This window comes from Corynebacterium sp. HMSC28B08 (assembly GCF_001806865.1).
GTDB lineage: Bacteria > Actinomycetota > Actinomycetes > Mycobacteriales > Mycobacteriaceae > Corynebacterium > Corynebacterium auriscanis.
On record NZ_KV786169.1, the window covers coordinates 160,720 to 181,464 of the forward strand.

Annotated in this window: 19 protein-coding genes; 18 read left to right on the forward strand and 1 reads right to left on the reverse strand. The window is 60.2% G+C overall.

The genetic code is table 11. From position 1 onward, the window contains the following. Positions 1-19: 19 nt before the first annotated feature. The 3 genes from proC to HMPREF3098_RS11035 all read left to right on the forward strand — a co-directional run bounded on the left by proC (position 20) and on the right by HMPREF3098_RS11035 (position 1,646). The gene (proC, locus tag HMPREF3098_RS07490; RefSeq protein WP_070434609.1) at positions 20-841 is read left to right on the forward strand and encodes a pyrroline-5-carboxylate reductase; all 822 of its coding nucleotides are present in this window, start codon (positions 20-22) and stop codon (positions 839-841) included. 219 nt (positions 842-1,060) lie between these two features. Then, positions 1,061-1,261, forward strand: coding sequence for a helix-turn-helix domain-containing protein (locus HMPREF3098_RS07495; protein ID WP_035113556.1), 201 nt, complete (start codon positions 1,061-1,063; stop codon positions 1,259-1,261). 283 nt (positions 1,262-1,544) lie between these two features. Then, positions 1,545-1,646, forward strand: a complete 102-nt coding sequence (locus HMPREF3098_RS11035; RefSeq protein WP_003855542.1) for a 30S ribosomal protein bS22 — start codon at positions 1,545-1,547, stop codon at positions 1,644-1,646. A 120-nt stretch (positions 1,647-1,766) separates the two neighbouring features. Here the strand turns inward: HMPREF3098_RS11035 and HMPREF3098_RS07500 are convergent, their stop codons facing one another. Beyond that, positions 1,767-2,915, reverse strand: a complete 1,149-nt coding sequence (locus tag HMPREF3098_RS07500) for an HAD family hydrolase (RefSeq protein WP_246815887.1) — start codon at positions 2,913-2,915, stop codon at positions 1,767-1,769. 121 nt (positions 2,916-3,036) lie between these two features. Here HMPREF3098_RS07500 and HMPREF3098_RS07505 point away from each other — a divergent pair, with 121 nt between their 5' ends. The 15 genes from HMPREF3098_RS07505 to rfbB all read left to right on the forward strand — a co-directional run bounded on the left by HMPREF3098_RS07505 (position 3,037) and on the right by rfbB (position 20,718). Continuing rightward, entirely contained in the window at positions 3,037-3,330 is a 294-nt protein-coding gene (locus tag HMPREF3098_RS07505) for a glutaredoxin family protein (protein ID WP_246815888.1), read from the forward strand. A 130-nt stretch (positions 3,331-3,460) separates the two neighbouring features. Further along, complete coding sequence (locus tag HMPREF3098_RS07510; RefSeq protein ID WP_083284310.1) at positions 3,461-4,885, forward strand: glutamyl-tRNA reductase; 1,425 nt, start codon at positions 3,461-3,463, stop codon at positions 4,883-4,885. Positions 4,886-4,933: 48 nt separating this feature from the next. Beyond that, entirely contained in the window at positions 4,934-5,938 is a 1,005-nt protein-coding gene (gene hemC / locus HMPREF3098_RS07515) for a hydroxymethylbilane synthase (RefSeq protein ID WP_070434658.1), read from the forward strand. A gap of 176 nt (positions 5,939-6,114) precedes the next feature. Next, a complete protein-coding gene (locus HMPREF3098_RS07520) occupies positions 6,115-7,896 on the forward strand; it encodes a uroporphyrinogen-III synthase (protein WP_070434611.1) in 1,782 nt (593 codons plus the stop codon). A gap of 83 nt (positions 7,897-7,979) precedes the next feature. Then, positions 7,980-8,999, forward strand: coding sequence for a porphobilinogen synthase (gene hemB / locus HMPREF3098_RS07525; RefSeq protein ID WP_035113558.1), 1,020 nt, complete (start codon positions 7,980-7,982; stop codon positions 8,997-8,999). 13 nt (positions 9,000-9,012) lie between these two features. Next, a complete protein-coding gene (locus HMPREF3098_RS07530; RefSeq protein ID WP_141739707.1) occupies positions 9,013-9,804 on the forward strand; it encodes a hypothetical protein in 792 nt (263 codons plus the stop codon). A gap of 17 nt (positions 9,805-9,821) precedes the next feature. Next, positions 9,822-10,355, forward strand: coding sequence for a hypothetical protein (locus HMPREF3098_RS07535; protein ID WP_235700710.1), 534 nt, complete (start codon positions 9,822-9,824; stop codon positions 10,353-10,355). Positions 10,356-10,478: 123 nt separating this feature from the next. Continuing rightward, complete coding sequence (locus tag HMPREF3098_RS07540) at positions 10,479-13,067, forward strand: heavy metal translocating P-type ATPase (RefSeq protein ID WP_246815889.1); 2,589 nt, start codon at positions 10,479-10,481, stop codon at positions 13,065-13,067. Between the two features lie 51 nt (positions 13,068-13,118). Further along, positions 13,119-14,429 (forward strand): glutamate-1-semialdehyde 2,1-aminomutase, encoded by a 1,311-nt coding sequence (gene hemL, locus HMPREF3098_RS07545; protein ID WP_070434613.1) that lies wholly within the window; start codon positions 13,119-13,121, stop codon positions 14,427-14,429. Positions 14,430-14,523: 94 nt separating this feature from the next. Continuing rightward, positions 14,524-15,129: a histidine phosphatase family protein gene (locus tag HMPREF3098_RS07550; RefSeq protein WP_070434614.1), complete on the forward strand. Its 606-nt coding sequence runs from the start codon at positions 14,524-14,526 to the stop codon at positions 15,127-15,129. 6 nt (positions 15,130-15,135) lie between these two features. After that, complete coding sequence (locus HMPREF3098_RS07555) at positions 15,136-15,750, forward strand: TlpA disulfide reductase family protein (RefSeq protein WP_070434615.1); 615 nt, start codon at positions 15,136-15,138, stop codon at positions 15,748-15,750. Beyond that, positions 15,747-16,553, forward strand: a complete 807-nt coding sequence (locus HMPREF3098_RS07560) for a cytochrome c biogenesis CcdA family protein (RefSeq protein ID WP_070434616.1) — start codon at positions 15,747-15,749, stop codon at positions 16,551-16,553. The genes HMPREF3098_RS07555 and HMPREF3098_RS07560 overlap by 4 nt, the downstream gene beginning before the upstream one ends. 206 nt (positions 16,554-16,759) lie before the next feature. After that, positions 16,760-18,364, forward strand: coding sequence for a cytochrome c biogenesis protein ResB (locus tag HMPREF3098_RS07565; RefSeq protein ID WP_083284334.1), 1,605 nt, complete (start codon positions 16,760-16,762; stop codon positions 18,362-18,364). A 100-nt stretch (positions 18,365-18,464) separates the two neighbouring features. Next, positions 18,465-19,541, forward strand: a complete 1,077-nt coding sequence (gene ccsB / locus HMPREF3098_RS07570) for a c-type cytochrome biogenesis protein CcsB (RefSeq protein ID WP_070434617.1) — start codon at positions 18,465-18,467, stop codon at positions 19,539-19,541. A gap of 34 nt (positions 19,542-19,575) precedes the next feature. Further along, complete coding sequence (gene rfbB, locus HMPREF3098_RS07575) at positions 19,576-20,718, forward strand: dTDP-glucose 4,6-dehydratase (RefSeq protein WP_070434618.1); 1,143 nt, start codon at positions 19,576-19,578, stop codon at positions 20,716-20,718. Positions 20,719-20,745: the final 27 nt, after the last annotated feature.

A 20,745-nucleotide genomic window follows, 5' to 3' on the forward strand; every position in this document is an offset into this window, starting at 1 on the left:
GGCTGGCACGCTGGAGTGCATGACAAACATTGGAATTATTGGTGGCGGAAATATCGGTGAAGCACTCCTGTCGGGAATCATTGCCGACGGAGGAGACGCGAAGAAGGTCGTTGTTGCTGACCGCGCGCAGAAACGCCTAGATTACCTCAAGGAGAAATACGGGGTTATCACCACTTTGGAGGCAGTGGAAGCTGCAGAGGGCGCGGATATCCTTTTTAACTGTGTGAAGCCCGACGTTATTGTCCCAGTCTTCCAAGAGGTGGCCGATGTCTTGGACGACAACGATAGTGAAACTGTGGTTGTCTCTGTGGCTGCGGGTGTGACCCTGGAATCGATGGAGGCGGCCCTTCCCGCTGGCACCCCGGTGGTGCGCATCATGCCAAACACCCCGATGCTGGTGGGCAAGGGTACCAGTGCGCTGGCCGGTGGACGGTTTGCTGAAGAGAATCACCTTGAGGCCGTGCAGGAAATCATGGGTAAGGTCGGCACCGCGGTCATCGTCAAAGAAAAGGACCTAGATGCAGTCACGGCAGTGTCTGGCTCCGGTCCTGCGTACTTCTTCTTGGCCGTTGAAGCGCTCGTGGATGCAGGCGTGCAACAAGGCCTACCGCGACCACTGGCGGAGCAGCTGGCGGTCTCCACGATTGAGGGCGCCGCAGCCATGATGGTGCGCGGACAAGAGGAAGAAGGCGGTGATGGCCCATCCGAGTTGCGTGCCAAGGTGACCAGCCCCGGTGGAACCACCGCCGCAGCCCTGCGCGCCCTGGAGGAGCACGGTCTGCGGAAGGCCTTCTTCCACGCGGCAGAGGACTGCGCTAACCGTTCTCGCGAATTGGGGTAACCCCGGTATAACCCCCGGAGGAGGGGGCGCAGCAATCACATTGGTCACACGCGTCCCCGCAGGTCATCGGGGTTCTCTGAAGTAACAAAAACATATATTTCCCCCTGAGCTCACACAAGTCACTACATTCACGTTATTATGGCCAAGAGCGATTGACGTGTGAAGTCCTGCAGGAGGGGAAGCCTGCAGCGCATGGCAGCGCAAGGAAAGTGAATTTACATGGCTAATAACGACAATGGAGCATTTTTGACCGTCGCGGAGGTTGCCAAACTGATGCGTGTGTCGAAGATGACTGTTTACCGTTTGATCCACTCCGAGGAACTGCCAGCTGTTCAGGTTGGCCGTAACTTCCGGGTGCGTGAAAGCGCAGTTAACGAGTACTTGGGTGCATCGGTGTACACACCTTCCCAGACCGGCTAAGACCGCGCTATTTAGCCAAGCCCCCACTTGCTCGGCGTCACGGCCGAGTTGGTGGGGTTTTTGGTTCTCACCAGCGGGGCAGGGTAAAGTAATGACCATTCGTGTCGGCACCGCCCCCGGCACCGTGGCTGCGGACCAAGCGTGAACTTGCGCTCCCCAGTGGCTCCTAAAGTTCACCGGCTTCGGTGGCTTGGAGGCAACAACGCTGGTGAGGGGTGCAAAATCGCCGGTACCGCGCGTTAGAAGATTTGTAAGCGAAGCGACGAAAAGCGAGGTTCCCGTTATGGGTTCTGTCATTAAGAAGCGCCGTAAGCGCATGTCCAAGAAGAAGCACCGCAAGATGCTCCGCCGGACCCGCGTTCAGCGACGGAAGCTCGGAAAGTAATCTCCGCGCCGGCACCCCCGCCGGACCGTGGAGATCGTATCCGCTCTACCTTGTTCAGCCTTGTCCAAGGAGGGCGGATTTTCCGTGTTCGCAACGGGTGCGGGTTACTGGCTTAGGCCACTACCGCCGGCGACCCCGCAGCTGGAGTGCCTCGATTCGAGCCCGGTTGCCGGCGTACTTCGCACTCGATTTGGCTGATGATGCGCTGTTGCGAACGCGTTGCCAGGCGCGCTTGCGGCGGCGATAATCCCGCACTTCCCAGCCACGCTTTTTAGCTTCGGAGCGCAGGGCGGAATCCGGGTTGACCGTCACCGCAGTCCCCACCATGGATAATAAGGGTACGTCATTGACGGAATCGGAGTAGGCCGTGCAGCGCTGCAGGTCTAGGCCCTCGCGCTCGGCAAGCGCAGCCACCGCGTACTTCTTACCCGGGCCATGCAGGAGGTCGCCGACCATCTGGCCAGTGAACTTACCATCCTTTACTTCGGAGACGGTGCCCAATGCCCCGGTGAAGCCCAGTTCGCGGGCAATGACCTGCGCTAACTGCACGGGGGTAGCGGAAACCAGCCACACCTGCTGGCCCGCCTGCAGGTGCATATCCGCCAGTTCTCGGGTGCCGGGGAAGATGCGTTCGGCAATTGTGGCAGCCCAGATTTCCTCGGCCAATGCCACGACCTCAGATTCTTCACGCCCCTTCACAAACCCCAACGCCTGATCGCGCCCCTCGGAAATATCGCCGGCATTCTCTTCGCCCACCAGCTGGAATTTCAGCTGCTTCCACGCGAATCCCACGATCTGACCGACCGTAAAAAACCGCCTCTTCGCCAGCCCTCGCGCGAACAGTAAAATGGACGCCCCGCGGATTAGCGTGTTATCCACATCGAAAAAGGCGGCCGCGCCAGGGTCCTGCGGGATGTTGGGATCCGGGACATTCAAATGATGGTGACCTCGCGCTGCGGCAGCCGCGCCCTCCACGTTGGCGATTCCACCCTGCAGTTGCTCTCGGGTCACGCTATGCTTCCGCGCCGCATGCCCCAACCGGTCGTCTGCTTCAGTGACGGTGGGCTGGAGGGCTATTTTTGCCGACGCCTCGCCGGCCTCCCTTTGCGCGCTTTCCCCACGTGCTGGAAAAACTCGGCGGCTGAGGATTTCGCGGTAAACCCCCTGCGCGCGGCCATTAATCGCACGTGCAATACGGCCCGCGGTCTGCTCTGCCCGTTCGTATTGGGCGACCGCGGCAGTATACAGATGACGGGGCTCGAATTTCACAGTCCCTAACTTACCGCAGGCTGCCTCGCATGCTGACGCGGATCTGGGCAGAAGGGGTTGTCGCGGGAGAGGGCTAGACTCACGGGGGAAACGAATACGGGAAGAGTGGAGGCAACGTTCGATGGATACAGGTGGCAGTGGCAACAGTGGCATGCAGCGCGAGACGACGGGGCTGCGCACTGTTACGCTCCTGACCCGCAAAACATGTGGCTCCTGCGCGCGGGTCCGGGAGCAGATTGCGCCCGTGGTCGCGGAGGCCGGGGCCCTACTGGAGGTCGTGGATGTGGATGAGGGGGGCGTCGGTGGAGAGTTGGCATTGGAGTTCGGGGACCGTGTACCAGTAGTGCTGATCGACGATGAAGAGTTCGCGTGCTGGGAAGTTGACAACGATGAGCTTGCGGAGGCGCTGGGGTAAGAATGAGGTCGGTGGGTGTCTTAGGGAACGTTCATATAACAGTTCCTCACCTACGTTTTGTCATCGGGGTGGGTTAAGGGATACCGTAGACGTTCGTAAATAAGTCTCTTCTAGGGAGGTCCAGATACCCATGGTCAGTAACGCCAGGACAGGGTCCGCGCAGGTGTTGCTCGTTGGGTTATCCTTCCGCTCCGCCCCGGTCATGATGCTGGAACAGGTTTCAGTGGCCAATGCAGACATGCAGAAACTGCAGCTAGCGCTCACCGAATCCGATGCGTTGAGCGAATCCCTCGTGCTGTCCACGTGCAACCGCATGGAGTTTTACACGGTTGCCAACGCATTCCACGACGGTTTGGACCACGTTGTCGAGACCATCTCTCGGTTCTCTTCCGTTCCTGCCGAGGAACTGGAGCCACACCTTTATGTGCACTATTCTGACGCCGCCGCGGAGCACATGTTGAACGTGGCATCCGGGTTGGACTCGATGGTGATGGGGGAGCAGCAGATCATTGGTCAGCTGCGCGGGGCCTACCAGAATGCGAAGGAAACCGGCACGGTTGGCCGTACGTTGCACGACCTAACCCAACGGGCACTACGTACCGGTAAGCGCGTGCACTCGGAAACTGCGATTGATTCCGCGGGTGCTTCCATGGTGTCTTTCGCAGTGGACAAGGCACTGGATTACCTCGCCCCAGGTGGGGTGAACGATTTGATGGGCAAGCGCGCCTTAGTAATCGGTGCGGGAGCCATGGCTTCGTTGGCCTCTACCCACTTGGGCAAGTTGGGAGTAGAACACATTACCGTCGCGAACCGAACCCTGTCGCGGGCGGAAAATCTGGTCGGTCATGCACGTGAGGCCGGAGTGAACGCGTCCGCGGTTCCGTTTAGTGCGATCGCCGATGTGCTTGCTTCCGTGGACATCGTCGTGTCCGCCACCGGAGCTGTGGAATGCGTGGTTACCGGTGAGGCCGTCAGGGAAGCCATGGAGCCGGCCCGTCGTGGTGGTGACGAACGTGTCCGCCCGCTCGTGTTGGTGGACCTGTCCATGCCACGGGACATCGAGCAAGCGGCGGGTGCGCACGAGGGGGTGACTCTCCTCAACATCGAAGAATTAACCACCATGGCGGGAGAGTCCGCGGCCGATGAAGACTCGGCGCGCTTCGTGGTGGCCCAAGAGCTTGAGGAGTTCCTGGAGCAGCAGCGGGCACAATCGGTCATCCCCACAGTCAAGGCTCTGCGCCAGAAGGCTGCCGATGTGATGGCTGAAGAGCTGATGCTGTTGGAAAAGCACACCGAAGGCATGTCTCAGGAACACCGCGCCGAGGTGCAAAAGTCGGTTCGTCGTATCGTGGACAAACTGCTGCACACACCGACCGTGCAGGCCAAGCGCCTGTCGGCCGGCGGACAGCAGGTCAGTTATGCCGATGCACTGGCCACGCTGTTTCAACTGCCTACCGGTTCCGTCGTCAACGAGTCGAACGCAAAGACGATCCGGGAAGTATCCAACGAGGTTAAGGCCATTTCCGCGACCCGCAACCACACTGGTGAGGTGTAAACATTGTCACAGAACAACAACCCGCTCGCGGATTCGGAGAATAACGCGGTGACCGAACAGGCAGCGTCCCAGCTCTCCGGCCAGCGCACACTGCTGATCGGCACTCGCCGGTCGCAGCTGGCCACCACCCAATCTGGCCACGTCCAAGCCGGCATCACTGCCCAAGGGTGGGAAGCACAATTGCATATCGTGCACACCCCGGGTGACGCTTCCCAGGCCTCGCAGATTCCCGTTGCTCAAATCGGTGTGGGGGTGTTCACCGAAACACTCCGCAACGCATTGGCAGCCAAAGAATGTGACGTAGCGGTCCACTCGTTCAAGGACCTTCCCACCGCACCGGACAAGCGCTTCCGCATTGTCGTTCCCAAGCGCGTGGACCCACGCGAGGTTCTGGTCAGCGTGGATAACAAGGAGCTGGGAGATCTGCCCGAAGGCGCGAAGGTCGGAACCAGTGCGCCCCGGCGGGTTTCGCAGTTGCGCGCAGTTCGTCCCGATCTAGAAATCCTGCCTCTGCGAGGCAATATCGACAGCCGCATGGGGCGCGTGGGTAACGACCTCGATGCCGTCATTCTTGCCCGTGCTGGGCTGGAGCGCGTGGGGCAGTTAGACCGCGCAGCAGAGTCGCTGGACCCGCACGTGCTCATGCCAGCTCCGGCACAAGGCGCGTTGGCCGTAGAGGTTCGCGCCGACGATGAAGAAGCCTGGCAAGCCGTGCTGCCACTGGAACACCTCCCCAGCCACGTTATGGCCGCCGCTGAACGCGCAGTGTTGGCCACCCTCGAAGCTGGGTGTTCCGCCCCCGTTGCCGCCCACTCCGAATGGTCGGGTAGCGACTATTCCGAGCTCACCGTTTTTGCCGGCGTGTTCGGAATGGACGGAAGCAAACAGCTAGTGGACAGTGTGAAGGTGACATTCGATGCGGGCCTAGGCCGAGAGAAACCGTCGCTCGAACAACGTGATCATTATCTGAAACGCGCCTTCGAAGCCGGCAGCTCGCTGGGCTCAGCACTGTTAGATGCCGGTGCTAGCGCGTTAGTAGCAGAAGCCAGATAGCTCTTCATAAGCACTTAAAGACTTCTTTCACAATCCCCAGCGCCCCACTCAGTAATGCAGGCGGGGTGGCACGGGGTGGCGTCGGAACCAAAAAAGAATGGTTAGCCGACCGCCGCACAGCTTGTAGATACTCTCGTGCATCCAGCACGAGCAGCGAAAATAGAAAGCCATACGACATGACTGTTTCCGGATTGGACCCTGTGGGTCAGCAGGGCCGCGTGCTCTTCGTAGGTGCCGGCCCAGGTAACCCGGAATTGCTGACCGTCCGCGCGCGCGAGGTTATTGAGCACACCGCATACGCCTGGGTGGACCCAGCCGTTCTCACGGGAGTGCAGTCCCTCATTGCGGCCAAGGTGCCCGTGCCACAGCACAAGTTGGATGCTGCGGAAAAAGAGTGGGAACAGCGCATCGCCGCAGCTCGCGAGGCCGGTGCGCGGCGCCGTCCCCCACGCCCGGAACCGCCCACGGCCGCGGAGGTCGTGTTTGCCGCACCCGGAGTGGCAAGCGACGGGGAAGACGAAGACGTTCCCGACACCGCAGAGACCTCCGAGGCCTCCGATGTCATGGCACCTGCCGACCCGGCTGTCATCGCCCAGCAAATGGTCGCGTGTGCCAAGGCGGGTAATGATGTCATCCGCTTGGTAGCGGGCAACCCGCTGAGCACGCCCGGGGTGTTGCTGGAATTGCAGGAGGTAGAGAACCTCGGAGTGGAATTCCAGGTAGTGCCGGGCATGACCGGGTCAGTCGCAGTGCCAGCGTTCACCGGTATTCGAGTGGGCCCGGACGTGACGACCGCCGATGTGCGCGGAGGCGCCGATTGGGATCAGTTGGCCGGCGCTGGCCTGCCATTGATTCTCACTGCGTCCCCTAGCGACCTCATGGGAATAGCCTCGGAACTCAAAGCCCGGGGTATAGCTGGATCCACGCCCGCGACGGTGACCTTGCACGGCACCACTCGTCGACAGCGCAGTTACGATGTCACGCTGGATACGCTCAAGTCCATTGCCGCGGCTTCGGGCCCGGCTGCTCGGGAAGGTGAGCTGCCCGCGGAATTGATCGTGACCATCGGCAGTGAAGTGGGCAACCGCTCGAAGTATTCGTGGTGGGAAAACCGCGCGCTATACGGCTGGACGGTGCTGGTGCCCCGCGCCAAGAACCAGGCTGGACCCATGAGCGCGCGCCTTGCCTCCCACGGCGCCATTCCTGTGGAGGTGCCCACGATTTCGGTGGAGCCACCGCGCTCGCCCGTGCAGATGGAGCGCGCCATCAAGGGCATCGTGGATGGGCACTACCTCTGGGTGGTATTCACCAGCGTGAATGCGGTGAAAGCCACGTGGGCAAAACTGCAGGAATTTGGCCTTGACGCGCGGGCACTGGCCGGGGTCCACGTGGCCGCGGTGGGTCCCAAGACTGCACAATCCGTGCTGGACTTGGGTATCATCCCGGAACTGTTGCCGAAAGATAACGCGCGCAATGCCTCCGGGTTGGTGGATGTATTCCCTGCTTACGATCCCGATGTGGACATGGTGGACAAAGTATTGCTGCCGCGGGCGGATATCGCCACGGATGTCTTGGTCGATGGCCTGATCGACCTAGGTTGGGACGTAGAAGATGTGGTTGCCTACCGCACGGTACGCGCCGCGCCCCCCAGCCCGGAGATCCGCGACATGATAAAGACCGGCGGTTTCGACGCAGTGTGCTTCACGTCTTCGTCGACAGTGAAGAACTTGGTCGGTATCGCGGGCAAACCCCATGCACGCACCATTATCGCGTGCATTGGGCCCATGGCAGCCCAGACAGCGCGCGAACATGGGTTGCGTGTGGATGTGATGCCCGAGGCCGCCGGGGTGCCCGAACTCGTGGATGCTCTAGCGGAACACGTCGCAGATCTGCGCGCGAAGGGTCAGCTGCCACCTCCGCGAAAGAGGCGGCGTCGACGTAAAAAGGCCAACAGCTAAGCCCGAGTCCGCCTGCGACAGGGCGGCAAAGGGACCCAGGGGACAATGGGGGGCTGTCGTGGCAGTGGCGTAGCATCGGGGGCATGTCTGACGCTCAGAATGCTTTCAACGCACTGCCGGTTCGCCGGCCCCGCCGTCTGCGCACCTCACCGGTGATGCGCAATTTCACTGCGGAAACGGACCTGAACCCCAACCGCTTCGTCCTGCCCGCATTCATCGCCGATGGCATTGATGAGCCGAAACCGATTTCGTCTTTGCCCGGGGTGGTGCAGCATACAACCGATTCCCTGCTGCGGGCGGTGGAGGAAGCGATCGAGGCAGGCGTGGGTTCCATCGACCTATTTGGTGTGCCATTGGATGCGGATAAGGATGCGACCGGTTCTGTGGGGGCTCGGGAAGATGGGGTGCTCAACCGGGCATTGCAGGCGGTCCGGGATCGTTTCGGCGATGACATTTTGGTGATGGCCGATACCTGCTTGGATGAATTCACGGATCACGGCCACTGCGGTGTGCTGGCAGCCGATTCACGGGGTGATGTTGTTGTGGATAACGACGCCACGCTGCAGGCCTACGCCGAGATGGCCGTGGCCCAAGCACATGCGGGGGCGCACATTGTGAGCCCCAGTGGAATGATGGATGGCCAAGTTCGGGTTATCCGCGAGGCATTGGATGCAGCGGGGCATAAGGACGTGGCTATCATGGCGTACTCGGCGAAGTACGCGAGCGCGTTTTATGGGCCTTTCCGCGAAGCCGTAGGATCTTCCCTGAAAGGCGACCGGCGCACCTATCAACAGGATTGTCGTAACCTGCGCGAATCTATCTTGGAAACCCAACTGGATATCGATGAGGGTGCAGACATGGTGATGGTGAAACCCGGCATGCCGTACCTAGATGTTTTGCGCGAGGTTGCCAACATGTCGCCCGTGCCTGTCGCCGCCTACCAAGTCTCCGGGGAATACGCCATGATCTCCGCTGCTGCAGAGCGTGGATGGATCGACAAGGAACCGGCGATCATGGAGAGCTTGTACGGATTGCGCCGTGCCGGTGCCGATATCATCCTGACGTATTGGGCAACGTGGGCTGCGCAGCGCTTAAACCAGTAAGCTTAGCAACGGTATGAATGCTAATAGATTCCCGCAAAACCCCCACGCTCCGCAGCCAGCGCCACAGAACAATCCCGGTAGCGCGCACGGTGACATGCCCAAACCCCCCAAGGTCGGCCGACCCGATGGATTGGCCCCCAGCCTTAAAGGCGCGCCCGAGGACGTGCGTTTTGGTGTGTGGGCATGGCTGAGTGTGAGCGCCATGCAAGTGTTGGACGGCGTAGTGCAATTCGTTGGCAACCTCACCGACGACCGGGCCCTGCGCGGACAGGTTGCCCAGCAGTTGAAAGACGACGCGTTCGCCAAGGACGTGATGGAGAAAAACAACCTCTCGATGGATTCCATGGTGGGGATGTTGAACTTGTCTATGACAGCTATCACTGTGCTGGCAGCAGCCCTGTGCGCGTTTTTGACGTGGCGTGCTGGGCGCGGTGGGAATTACTCCCGCATGTTCCTCAACGTGGGCTCGTTCTATTTGGCTATCAACGCGCTGCTCCTCTTGTTCTCGAAGGCGCCAGAAACCCTGCCGTTGGGATTCGTGGTTATCTCGGGCATCCTCACCATCCTGTCCGGGGTGGTTGCGATCGTGGGTGTGTATTTCTTCTCGCGCCCGGGCAACGGAACGTGGCTGGGTTGGCCTACGTCGGAGGAGCTGAGGCAATATGCTGACGCCTTAGAAAAGAAGCAACGCGAGGACCGCAAGAATCGCGAGCGGGCTAAGAACAACAACCGGGCCAAGGCCAAAGACAAGCCAGAGAAATCATCAAAGTCGGATAAGCCCAGCGTTAACTCTCGAGGAAAGTAGGCTTTGCCGTGCCCAGCATGTTTCCCACCATGGCCAGCGCCAGCGACGATCGCAATCGCCGTGTAGAGCACTGGAAACCCGGTGATCCCACCCCTCGGTCCACCATCGCAGCGTTCGCTCTGCTGCTGGCTACGGGGGTGATCATGATCGTGGTGGGCGGGTTCCAGCTCGCCGCCTCATGGGATCAAAGTCCCACGTCACCAGAGGAAGCCGAGCGTATGCAGTCCGTCGCGAATAACGTACGTATTCTCGGTGGAGTCACCGCTGTGAGCGGTTTGGGTATCGCGCTGTTGTCGCCGCGGGTGCGCGATGGCTACCGTGGCGCGCGTCGCGGCGTGACCTACATCGCTGCCGTGGGAATGTTTTTCATGCTGGCCGGTTGGGTTTTCGGGTTCACGGCTATAGGCAACGCGTTGTTGGCCTTGCTGCTGGCTATCGGCTTGCTGCTGGCCTACCGTCCCGCGGCCGATCCTTATTTCGACGCCGGACATCGCCTGGATACGCCCGTCGAAGGGGACGGCACTCTGCCCGGAGATGAGATACGTGGCTAATTCGTTGCAGCGCTCTACGTATCTGGGATGAGCGATACACTGACGTTTTAACTTGTCGTCCAACCCCGGGGCGGGATAGTCACGGGGGTTCTCACGTGTTAGGAAGGATTGCGGTCACGCGCTATGGCGGTTAATAGTCCCAACGATGTGCTGGGCCAAACCAGCTTTGCCTTCAAACTCGACGACGTAGAATCCGCTATTCACGCTACCCAGTTGGAACGTGAGCTCAACCGCATGGACAACGTGGAGGCTGTGGTTATTTATTCCACGGGTACCGCGTGGGTTTCCGCTGGTCCTGATGTGGATGTGGAGACCATTATCTCTACCATTAACACGTGCGGAATCCAGGCCCAGCAAACCGAGCGGTCACTGCGCCGGCGTTCCACACACGCTGCGGTGGCGCATACGCGGCGTCATATTCGAAGAAATGTCCATGCTGCGCAACGGGCTTGGTTGGCTGAACACCGCAAGCGGAACGACGCCCACGAAGCGAGCCACGAACGCTCTGGATTGGATTCCACCGAGGGCCTGCACACAGCTCGCGACCTCATCACCCGGGCGCGGCTCGCCATAGCTGTGCTTTTTGGTTTGCCGGTGGTCATCCTGCAGCTTTTCCCCGGGCTGCAGTTCGATTACTGGCAGTGGGTGTGCTTGGGTCTCGCCGCCCCCGTGATGTCGTGGTGCGCCTGGCCTTTTCACCGCGCTGTGGTGGGAGGGCTGCGCCGTAGAATGTCAGCGTTGGATGGGGCCAGCTCTTTGGCCATTTTGATCGCGTTCGTGTACTCGGCGCTCATGGTTCTGTTCACCGACGTGGGCGATCCGTCGTGGCGCAGCCGTCAGATCCTGTTAGCCGGTAGCTGGTCGGACCCAAACATTAACGGCTCGCTATTCCTCGACGTGTCGTGCGGTGTAACGATCCTCTTGCTGTTCGGACGATTGCTCTCACGGCGCGCGCACCTGCGCAGCAAGACCATTCTGAGTGTGCTCAGCTTGCCCGCCATCGAGGAACTCACCGTGGTTCGCAAAAACCGGCAAGGTAAAACCTGCCGTAAGCAAATCAGTTCCACGGAAATCCGCGTGGGGGATGACATGATCATGCCGGGCGGTTCCGTATTCCCCAGCGACGGCGAAGTCATCAGCGGCAAATCCGTGGTTGATTTGGGCCCCGTAGGTGGATTGCACCGTACGGTGGAAGTATCGGTGGGAGACCGGGTGTTCGCCGGTGGCCGCAACCTGGGCAATGAACTGAAGATCCGCGCGCTCACCACGGGTTCCCAAACCCGCCTAGCTGCGATGCAACGCTGGGTCGTCTCTGCCGTGCGCGACGAGAACCGCATTGCGCACCTCACCAACCGCACTGCCAGTTTGTTGGTGCCGTGGACGGTGGGCATCGCGGTCATCAACTTCTTCATCTGGTGGGGATTCGTCGGGTCGTGGGATGCGGCCATGGCCACCTCCCTTTCGGCTCTGGCCTGTGTGGCCCCGGTGGCGTTAGCTCTGTCGGCGCCATTGGCGCTGCGCTTGGGCCTGTGGCGCTCCGCCACGCAAGGCACGCTGCTGCGCGATACCTCCACACTGCACCGCCTGGCGGACGTGGATTCGATCATCTTCAACCGGGTGGGCACCCTCACCACTGGCCCCATGAGAGTGAAGTCGGTGACGGCAGCAGACGGAGAAAACCCGGAGTTGTTGTTGCGCGTGGCGGCGTCGCTATCCATGGAGTCAGACCACGGTCTATCGAAAGCGATCGTGCGAGCAGACCGCGAAGCCCGCGATGCCAGCAGCGGTGACGGGACCGTGCCACAGTGGCTGGATACCGGTGATGTGAAGGTGACCGACGATGGCACCTTCATCGGCACCGTCGTGATTCCAATGGATGGGGACAGCCGTCATATCGAAGCCCGGTTGTGGCGGCCGCGCGATGTGGGGCAAGTTCACAATCCCAAGCTGGCCCACGCGCTGGTCGACGGGGGTTCGCCTGTGGTGATCTCCTGGCGGGGCCGCGATCGCGGTGTGATCAATGTGATCGACGATTTCAAACCCGATGCGGCCGAAGCCATCGACGAATTGGAGGGCATGGACTTGGAAACGTTCATGCTCTCGCGTGACCCGTATCCCGTGGCCCGTCGGGTGGCAGATTCCATGCGGATTTCCACGGTGCTCGCTGGCATTGCCCCCAATCGTAAGGAGGCGACGGTTCGCGGGGTACACGCGCAAGGGGCGCGCGTGGCGATGGTGGGCGATAATGACATCCGCGGTGCATTGCGCGTGGCCGATGTGGGAATCCTGCTGGGGGCAGCGGATCAGATCGACAAGGCAGTGGGTGTAGCAGACGTAGTGATGCTGCGCGATGATGTCATGGCCATTCCCGAAACCGTGAATTTTGCCCGCCACGTTCGTCGCACAGTGGATTGGAATGTGTGGCTGAGCTGGGGTTATAACGCGGTGGCCGTCCTATTGGCGCTCCTGGGATTCCTCAACCCGATGTTGGCGACAGTGTTGATGCTGCTGAGTTCCACGCTGATTGAGTTCCGCAGCGCGCGGATTCTGCATCGGAACTTTTCCCGTTCGTCACTCAGCCAAACTCACCGCTGGGAAGGTTGGATCGCCCGATTGCAGTTGGCCCGTGAGCATCGCCGTCGAGAGGAATTGCGGGCTACCGCGATTGATATGGCCCGGGAGGATGCGCTGGAGGAGGCGCGAGAGCGCTAGGCTAGGGGGAGCACCGAATCGCCGAAAAGATCGTAAGGAGCACACCTCAACGTGTCCACCCCTGCCGCACATTTGGATCACACTACTAGCGCAGCTTCCATGGAACGCGCCCGCAAGGTCATCCCAGGTGGGGTGAATTCTCCAGTGCGCGCTTTCGGCTCCGTCGGCGGAACTGCTCCTTTCATCACCAGCGCCAAGGGATCCCACCTGCACGACGAGGACGGCAATACCTATGTTGACCTCATCTGCTCCTGGGGCCCCATGATCCACGGGCACGCGCACCCGGAGATCGTGGATGCCGTGGCCGCCGCCGCTGCTAAGGGGTTGTCGTACGGTGCGCCCACCAGCATGGAGGTCGACCTGGTCGACGAGATCGTTCGTCGTACGAGTGCCGAGAAGGTGCGGTTGGTGAACTCTGGCACCGAGGCCACAATGTCCGCCACCCGCCTGGCGCGCGGTTTTACCGGCCGAGACAAGATCATCAAATTTGAGGGTTGCTACCACGGCCACGTGGATTCCCTCCTGGTGGCCGCCGGTTCCGGTGTCGCCACCTTTGGCCTACCAGATTCCCCAGGCATCACCACGGCCGCAGCTGCGGATACGATCGTGGTGCCGTACCGCGATATTGAGGCCGTCAAGAAGGCCTTCGCGGACAACGAGGGCCAGGTTGCAGCAGTGATCGTCGAGGCCGCTGCGGGCAATATGGGCACCGTTAATCCCGGTGAATTTAACGCGCAGCTCAAGGAAGTTTGCCACACCAACGGCGCGCTGCTGATTCTGGATGAGGTGATGACTGGCTTCCGTGTTTCGGAGCAGGGCTGGTACGGAAAGGATGCAGTTGCCGGTGACCTCACCACGTTCGGCAAGGTCGTATCCGGCGGTCTGCCAGCGGCTGCGTTTGGCGGCCGGGCGGACATCATGGATCACCTTGCTCCGGTCGGCCCCGTTTACCAGGCAGGCACGCTCTCGGGCAATCCCGTTGCTGTGGCCTCTGGTTTGCGTTCTTTGCAATTGGCCGACGTCGCCGTCTACCGCACGCTCGATTCCAATGCGGATCGGGTTGCTCAGCTGATCTCGGATGCTCTGAGCGCTGAATCCGTTACCCACCACGTCCAACGGGCGGGCAGTATGTTCAGCTTCCGATTTGCGGAGGGGGAGGGGACGAACTTCGAGCAGATGCAAGCGGCCGAGACTTTCCGTTACGCCCCGTTCTTCCACGCGCTGTTAGACGGCGGTGTTTTTGCACCCCCGAGTGTGTTCGAAACTTGGTTTGTCTCCGCGGCTTTGACCGACGATGACTTCGCGCGGATCGAGAAGGCGGCCGCAGCGGCGGCGAAAGCCGCGGCCGCTGCGGAAGCGTGATCGCTGGCGCTCCAGCGGTTTGGCAGGAAAACCCAAGGTCTCGGCAATAAACCCGCTTAGGAGACTGAGCCGAAGGGCGCTAAACTACAACACCATGGCAACGATCGTTCACTTGGTTCGTCACGGCTTAGTCCACAATCCAGAGAAGATTCTCTACGGGCGTATCCCCGGATATCACCTCTCGGAACGCGGGCGGAATATGGCTCACGCGGTCGCCCGGGACTTCGCGGATCACGACGTCACCTATGTGGCTGCCTCACCGCTGCAGCGCGCGCAGGAGACCGCCGCTCCGATCGCCAAGGCCACCAATCTTTCCATCGAAACAGATGAACGCCTGCTGGAAGCCGGCAACCAGTTGGAGGGGCGGCACATCAAGGGCATTCGTAGCGAACTGTGGAACCCAAAGTTGTGGCCACTGTTGAAAAACCCCACTGTCCCCAGCTGGGGCGAGCCTTATACTGAGATTCGCGATCGCATGTGGGAGGCCGTGGAGGCCGCTCGCGATAAAGCGCGCGGTCATGAAGCCGTGCTGGTGAGTCATCAGCTGCCGATCGTCATGATCCAGCGTGATGCCATGGGCCTGCCCTTGGCTCACAACCCAGCGGCCCGTCAATGCGAGGTGGCCTCTGTAACTTCCCTCGTTTTCGATGGTGCGCACTTGACGGATATCTATTACTCAGAGCCAGCGCAGGAGATTTAGGTAGCGATGCAGTCTAGGTTCAAGAAGATCGGTGCGACCATTGCCACGATCGGGCTCACAGCCACTATTGCAGCCTGTGGCGAAGGAAACACGGCTGGGCAGAATGCCGTAGCTGTGGGGGGAACCTTCCAATTCGTTTCCCCCGGTGGGCAAACTAGCATTTCTTACCCGCCCAGCGAGCGCAAGGAAGTGCAGAATTTTGAGGGCAAGGACCTGTTGTCCGATAAACCCATCCAGCTCAGCGATTTCGACAACAAGGTCGTCGTGTTGAACTCCTGGGGACAGTGGTGCGGGCCGTGCCGTTCGGAATCCGACGACCTGCAGCGGGTACAGGAAAAGCTAGAAAAAGACGGTCGTGGCACCCTGCTGGGGATCAATGTGCGCGATGCAGCCCGTTCGAAGCCTCAGGATTTCGTCAAGGACAACGGTATTACCTACCCGTCTATCTACGATCCGCCGTTTAAGACGGCACTGGCGTTGGGCGGTGTTCCAGCTAGTGTGATTCCCACCACCATTGTCCTAGATAAGCAGCACCGTCCCGCGCACATCTTCCTGAAGGAAGTCACCGATGATGAGTTGTGGAAGGTAGTTCAACCGCTGCTGGAAGAATCTGAAAAATGACGTACCTAGCCGCCCAGTCGTCGATCGGGCAGTCGTTTGCGGATACCGCCGCGTCCGGCCCGATCATTCTGGCCCTGCTGGCCGCTGCCCTCGCGGGGGTGGTCTCCTTCGCCTCCCCGTGTGTGATTCCGCTGGTACCGGGTTATATTTCCTACCTGGCTGGCGTGGTGGGAGCAGAAACCGAATACACTGCCCAGGGCACCGTGGTGAAAGCGCGCCGGGCGAAAACCGCGTCCGCGGCGTTGATGTTCGTTGCCGGCTTCACGGTGGTTTTCGTCCTCGCCTCCGTCAGTGTGTTCGGCGCGATTACCGCGTTGCAGCTCAATCAAGAGCTGCTCATGCGCCTGGGCGGAGTGGTCACCATCATCATGGGCATCGTCTTTTTGGGATTCATCAAACCCTTACAGCGCGATACCCGATTGGCGCCCAAACGTTGGACCACCATTGCCGGGGCCCCCTTGCTGGGCGGTGTGTTCGCGCTCGGTTGGACTCCGTGTTTGGGCCCCACGCTGGCCGCGATCATCTCGGTTTCCACCGGCACTCAAGGCATGACTGCAGCCCGCGGAGTTGCCCTCATCATTGCTTATTGCCTGGGCTTGGGATTGCCATTCATCTTGGTCGCGTTCGGATCCTCCAAGGCCTTGACCGGGGTGGGCTGGCTGCGCCGGCACTCCCGACTCATTCAGATGATTGGCGGAGCATTGTTGATCATCGTGGGGTTGTTGCTGGTCACCGGCCAGTGGGCGGTTTTCGTGGAGTACATTCGCCAGGCATTTATTTCCGACGCCACGCTGCCCATTTAACCCGCTGGGAATGGGCGTCGGGAAAAGAAAGCGGTTGACGGTTCGTGAAGAAGAAGTCAGCGAAGACAACGGAACTAGAGGCAATGAAAAAAGACAACACTGACCAGCGCCAGCCTGCAGCGACGGCACAGCCCGGGCCGAAGCGACGCAGTGTGGCCGCGCGGATTGTGGACTGGCCGAAGAGGGGGTGGCTGTGGCTGACCAAGATGAAGACGGCGTTGGTGCTGTTGTTCTTGCTGGCGATTGCCGCGATTCCCGGTGCGCTGTTGCCACAGCGGTCGCTCAACGAGTCCAAGGTGCTGGATTACATCAACGCCAATGGGAAGACCGCGCAAGTCTTCGACAAACTGGGGCTTTTCGATGTATTCTCGTCCCCCTGGTTCACCGCCATCTATGTGCTGCTGGTGCTGTCCTTGATTGGCTGCATCCTGCCGCGCACATGGGACCACTACAAGGCATTGCGCACTCATCCACCGATGGCGCCGAAGCGATTGACGCGCATGCCGCATTCCGTCAGTGGGGAAGTGGAGGTGGACGAGAGCACCGCCAAGAAGCGCGTGCGCGAGATGTTCAAGGGATGGAATGTCCGCGAAACCTCGGCCGAGGACGACCGTGCGGGCCACTGGTCAATCTCTGCCGAGAAGGGATATCTGCGCGAGGCGGCAAACTTGGTGTTCCACTTGGCGCTTGTAGGTATTTTGGCAGCTGTTGGATTGGGGCGCTTGGCCTACTATGAGGGCCAAGTGATCGTGGTAGCCGGCACGGAGCAATCCGAGTTCTGTAACTCCGCGGTCTCCAACTTCGATTCTTTCCGCCATGGTGCGCTATTCGACGGTACGGGGCTCACTCCGTTCTGCGTGAACGTCAAGGACTTTTCAGCCACCTATACGCCGAACGGCCAAGCGGTGGAGTTCGCATCCAACATCGATTGGGCTAACCCCGAACAGGCGTTTAAGCCGAAGGAAGAGTGGAACCAGGCCACGTTGAGTGTGAATCACCCACTGCGCTTAGCGGGTAACCGCGTGTACTTGCAGGGCCACGGTTACGCCCCCACCTTCACCATTGAATGGCCGAATGGTGAAAAGCGCACGGAGACCACGCAGTTCCGACCTGATGATCTGACGTTCTTCCTGTCCTCCGGAGCGATGCGGTGGGATCCACCGGCGGGTATGTATCCGAACCTGCAGGATCGTCGCGCACACCAGATCAGCATCCAAGGTTTGTTCGCGCCGTCAGCGGAATTCACTGGGCCGAATAACAAGATCCTCAGCTCGAACTTCCCAGCGATGCGTGACCCAGCCGTGGCTGTGGACGTCTACCGTGGTGACACTGGACTGGATGGTGGTCGCAGCCAGAATATTTTCTCCCTCGATCCGGGGCAGATGCACAGTGGCGCGATGCAAATGTTGGACCGCGTAAACCTGAAGAAGGGCGAGTCCGTAACGCTCGACGATGGCACGAAAATTACCTTCGATGGTGCTGAGGAGTTTGTGAACCTGCAGGTCTCCCGCGATCCAACGGTGTACGCGGTACTGGTGTTCGCAGTGTTGATGCTGGGAAGCTTGGCGCTGTCTTTGATGATCAAGCGCCGCCGGTTCTGGGTCCGTTTGATTCCGAATGGGACTGGCACGATGACGATTGAAATCGCCGGCTTGTCCCGCACCGATTCTGCCGGCTGGGGCCGTGAATTCAACCGAAAGGCCGAGCAGTTGCTGGGTCTGGAGGAAGAGGACCTTGACGATACCCATGACGCAAGTAACTCGGATTGGGATCACCGGTACAACGACGGCTTGGACGACCATCTTGTTTAGGCCTAGTCAAACGGCTAGTTTTAGATCTATTGCCCCGCTTCGGATCCTCAGCCGGATTGCGGAACGAGGCGCGTATTCGCGAAGGATTTGAGTGGTTGAGATGAACATCGATCAGGATTTATCGCAGTTTTCCGATTTGGCCTACCGCACCACCGTGGGCATTTACCTATTGGCACTAGCTGTGTCGTTGGTCTTCTATGGCATGGTGCGTATTGCCAACGAGCTGCGCGCGGCACGCGCTGCTGAAATGAAGAAGCTGAGTAAGAACGCAGAGGTCGCGTCCGCAGTTGGCGCCAGTGCGGCCGCTGGGGGGTCTAGTGGTGTGGCCACGTTGGAACGCGGTGACGATTCCCGCGGCACAGCGCTGGAATATCACCTGCCGGAACGCCTGCGTTCCGAAAACGTCATCGCACGCGTGAAGCGCGCCGATAAATGGGGCGGTATTACCCAAGCATTGGTGTGGCTGGGTATTGCGGTGCATTTTTTGCAGGTCGTACTGCGTGGAACGGCAACTCATCGCTTCCCGTGGGGCAACCTGTTTGAATACATCACGATGGTCACCCTGTTCGGCATGGTGATCACCGCGTTCGTTATTCGTCGCAAGTCCATGCGCGTGATGTGGCCGTGGGTGCTGGTTCCCGTGGTGGCCGTGATGTTTTACGCGGGTACAAAGCTGTACGCCGAGACCGCACCGCTGGTTCCTTCCCTGCGTTCCTACTGGTTCGTGATTCACGTCTCTACCGTGTCTATCGGTGGTGGCATTGGCTTGGTTTCCGGCATCGCCTCCTTGATGTACTTGTTCCGCCGGACGCAACCCAAGGGGCAGGAGAAGGGGGTGCTCGGCGCGATCATTTCGCCGCTGCCCGCAGCCGAGAAGCTGGATGCCCTGGCGTACCGTGCGTGTGTGTGGACTCTCCCGATTTTCGGTCTGGGTATCATCTTTGGCGCCATCTGGGCTGACGCGGCATGGGGCCGTTTCTGGGGATGGGATCCGAAGGAGACCGTGTCCCTGATCACCTGGATCCTCTACGCGGCGTACCTGCACGCTCGCGCGACGCCGGGGTTCCGTAAGGCGTCCGCCTGGATCAACGTCGTGGCATTTGCGACGATGGTGTTCAACCTGTTCTTCATCAACATCGTTATTGCGGGTCTGCACTCGTACGCGGGGCTCAACTAGTCCCGTCCCAGTGCGTGCCCTCTATGCTCTAAGTATGAGTGTCACCTCCACTGCTGCCTCTCAGTGCGACTCAGGTGCTGCCGGCGCCTTCACGGATCTGCTCGTCACGGGTGGTGCCGGGTTCATTGGCTCCAATTTTGTCCACCGCACGTTGGCGCACCGCCCCGAAGTACGCATCCTTATGGTCGATGCCATGACGTACGCCGCCAATCCCGCCAACCTCACCACTCCCGATGGGGTGCCACTTGTGCAGGCCTTTCCCGATCGCTTTTCTTTTTTGCAGGTGGATATTGCCGACGCCCACGCGGTCGCAACTCTAGTTTCCGATTGGGTGGCCGGTTTGCCGAGCACCAATTCCCATGCCGCAATCGTCCACTTTGCAGCTGAGAGTCACAATGATAATTCGCTGTTGTGGCCCGGGATCTTTGCCCGGACCAATGTGGAAGGCACGGTTAATCTGTGCGAGGCCGCCGTGCGGCATGGCATCCATGTGCACCACATCTCTACCGATGAGGTGTTTGGGGATCTCGCTCTCGATGATCCAGCGCGGTTTACCGTCGATACTCCCTACGCGCCCAGTTCCCCGTACTCCGCCTCCAAGGCCTCTGCGGACCATTTCGTGAGGGCCTTTGTACGCTCCCGCGGGCTTTCCGCAACCATCAGCAACTGTTCCAACAACTATGGTCCGCGCCAGCATCCGGAGAAGTTCATCCCCCGGCAGATCACAGGCTTGATTAATGGCGAGAAACCGCGGTTGTACGGCACCGGTGCCAACGTGCGGGATTGGATCCACGTAGATGATCACAACGACGCGGTGTGGGCGATCCTCGATGCGGTGGCAGCGTCAGACCCCGCCTCCGTTGCCATTGAAAATGGACAAACGTTCCTCATTGGCGCGGACGGGGAGCGCAGCAACATTGAGGTTGTGCGGGATCTCCTGGAGGTTTTTGGGCGCAGTGCTGATGATTTCGTCCACGTGACTGATCGCCCTGGCCACGACCGCCGATACGCGATTGATCCGAGCAGTATTCAGGCCATCGGATGGCAACCGAAGTACACGGACTTCCGTGAAGGACTGGCGGCCACTGTGGATTGGTACCAAGCCAACGAGCAGTGGTGGCGGGAGGCCAGGGTGGCGTCGGAAAAGAAATACCGCCAAACCGAAAAAGAGATTTAACGGTTCGGCGGCAAAGAGGAGTGAAGG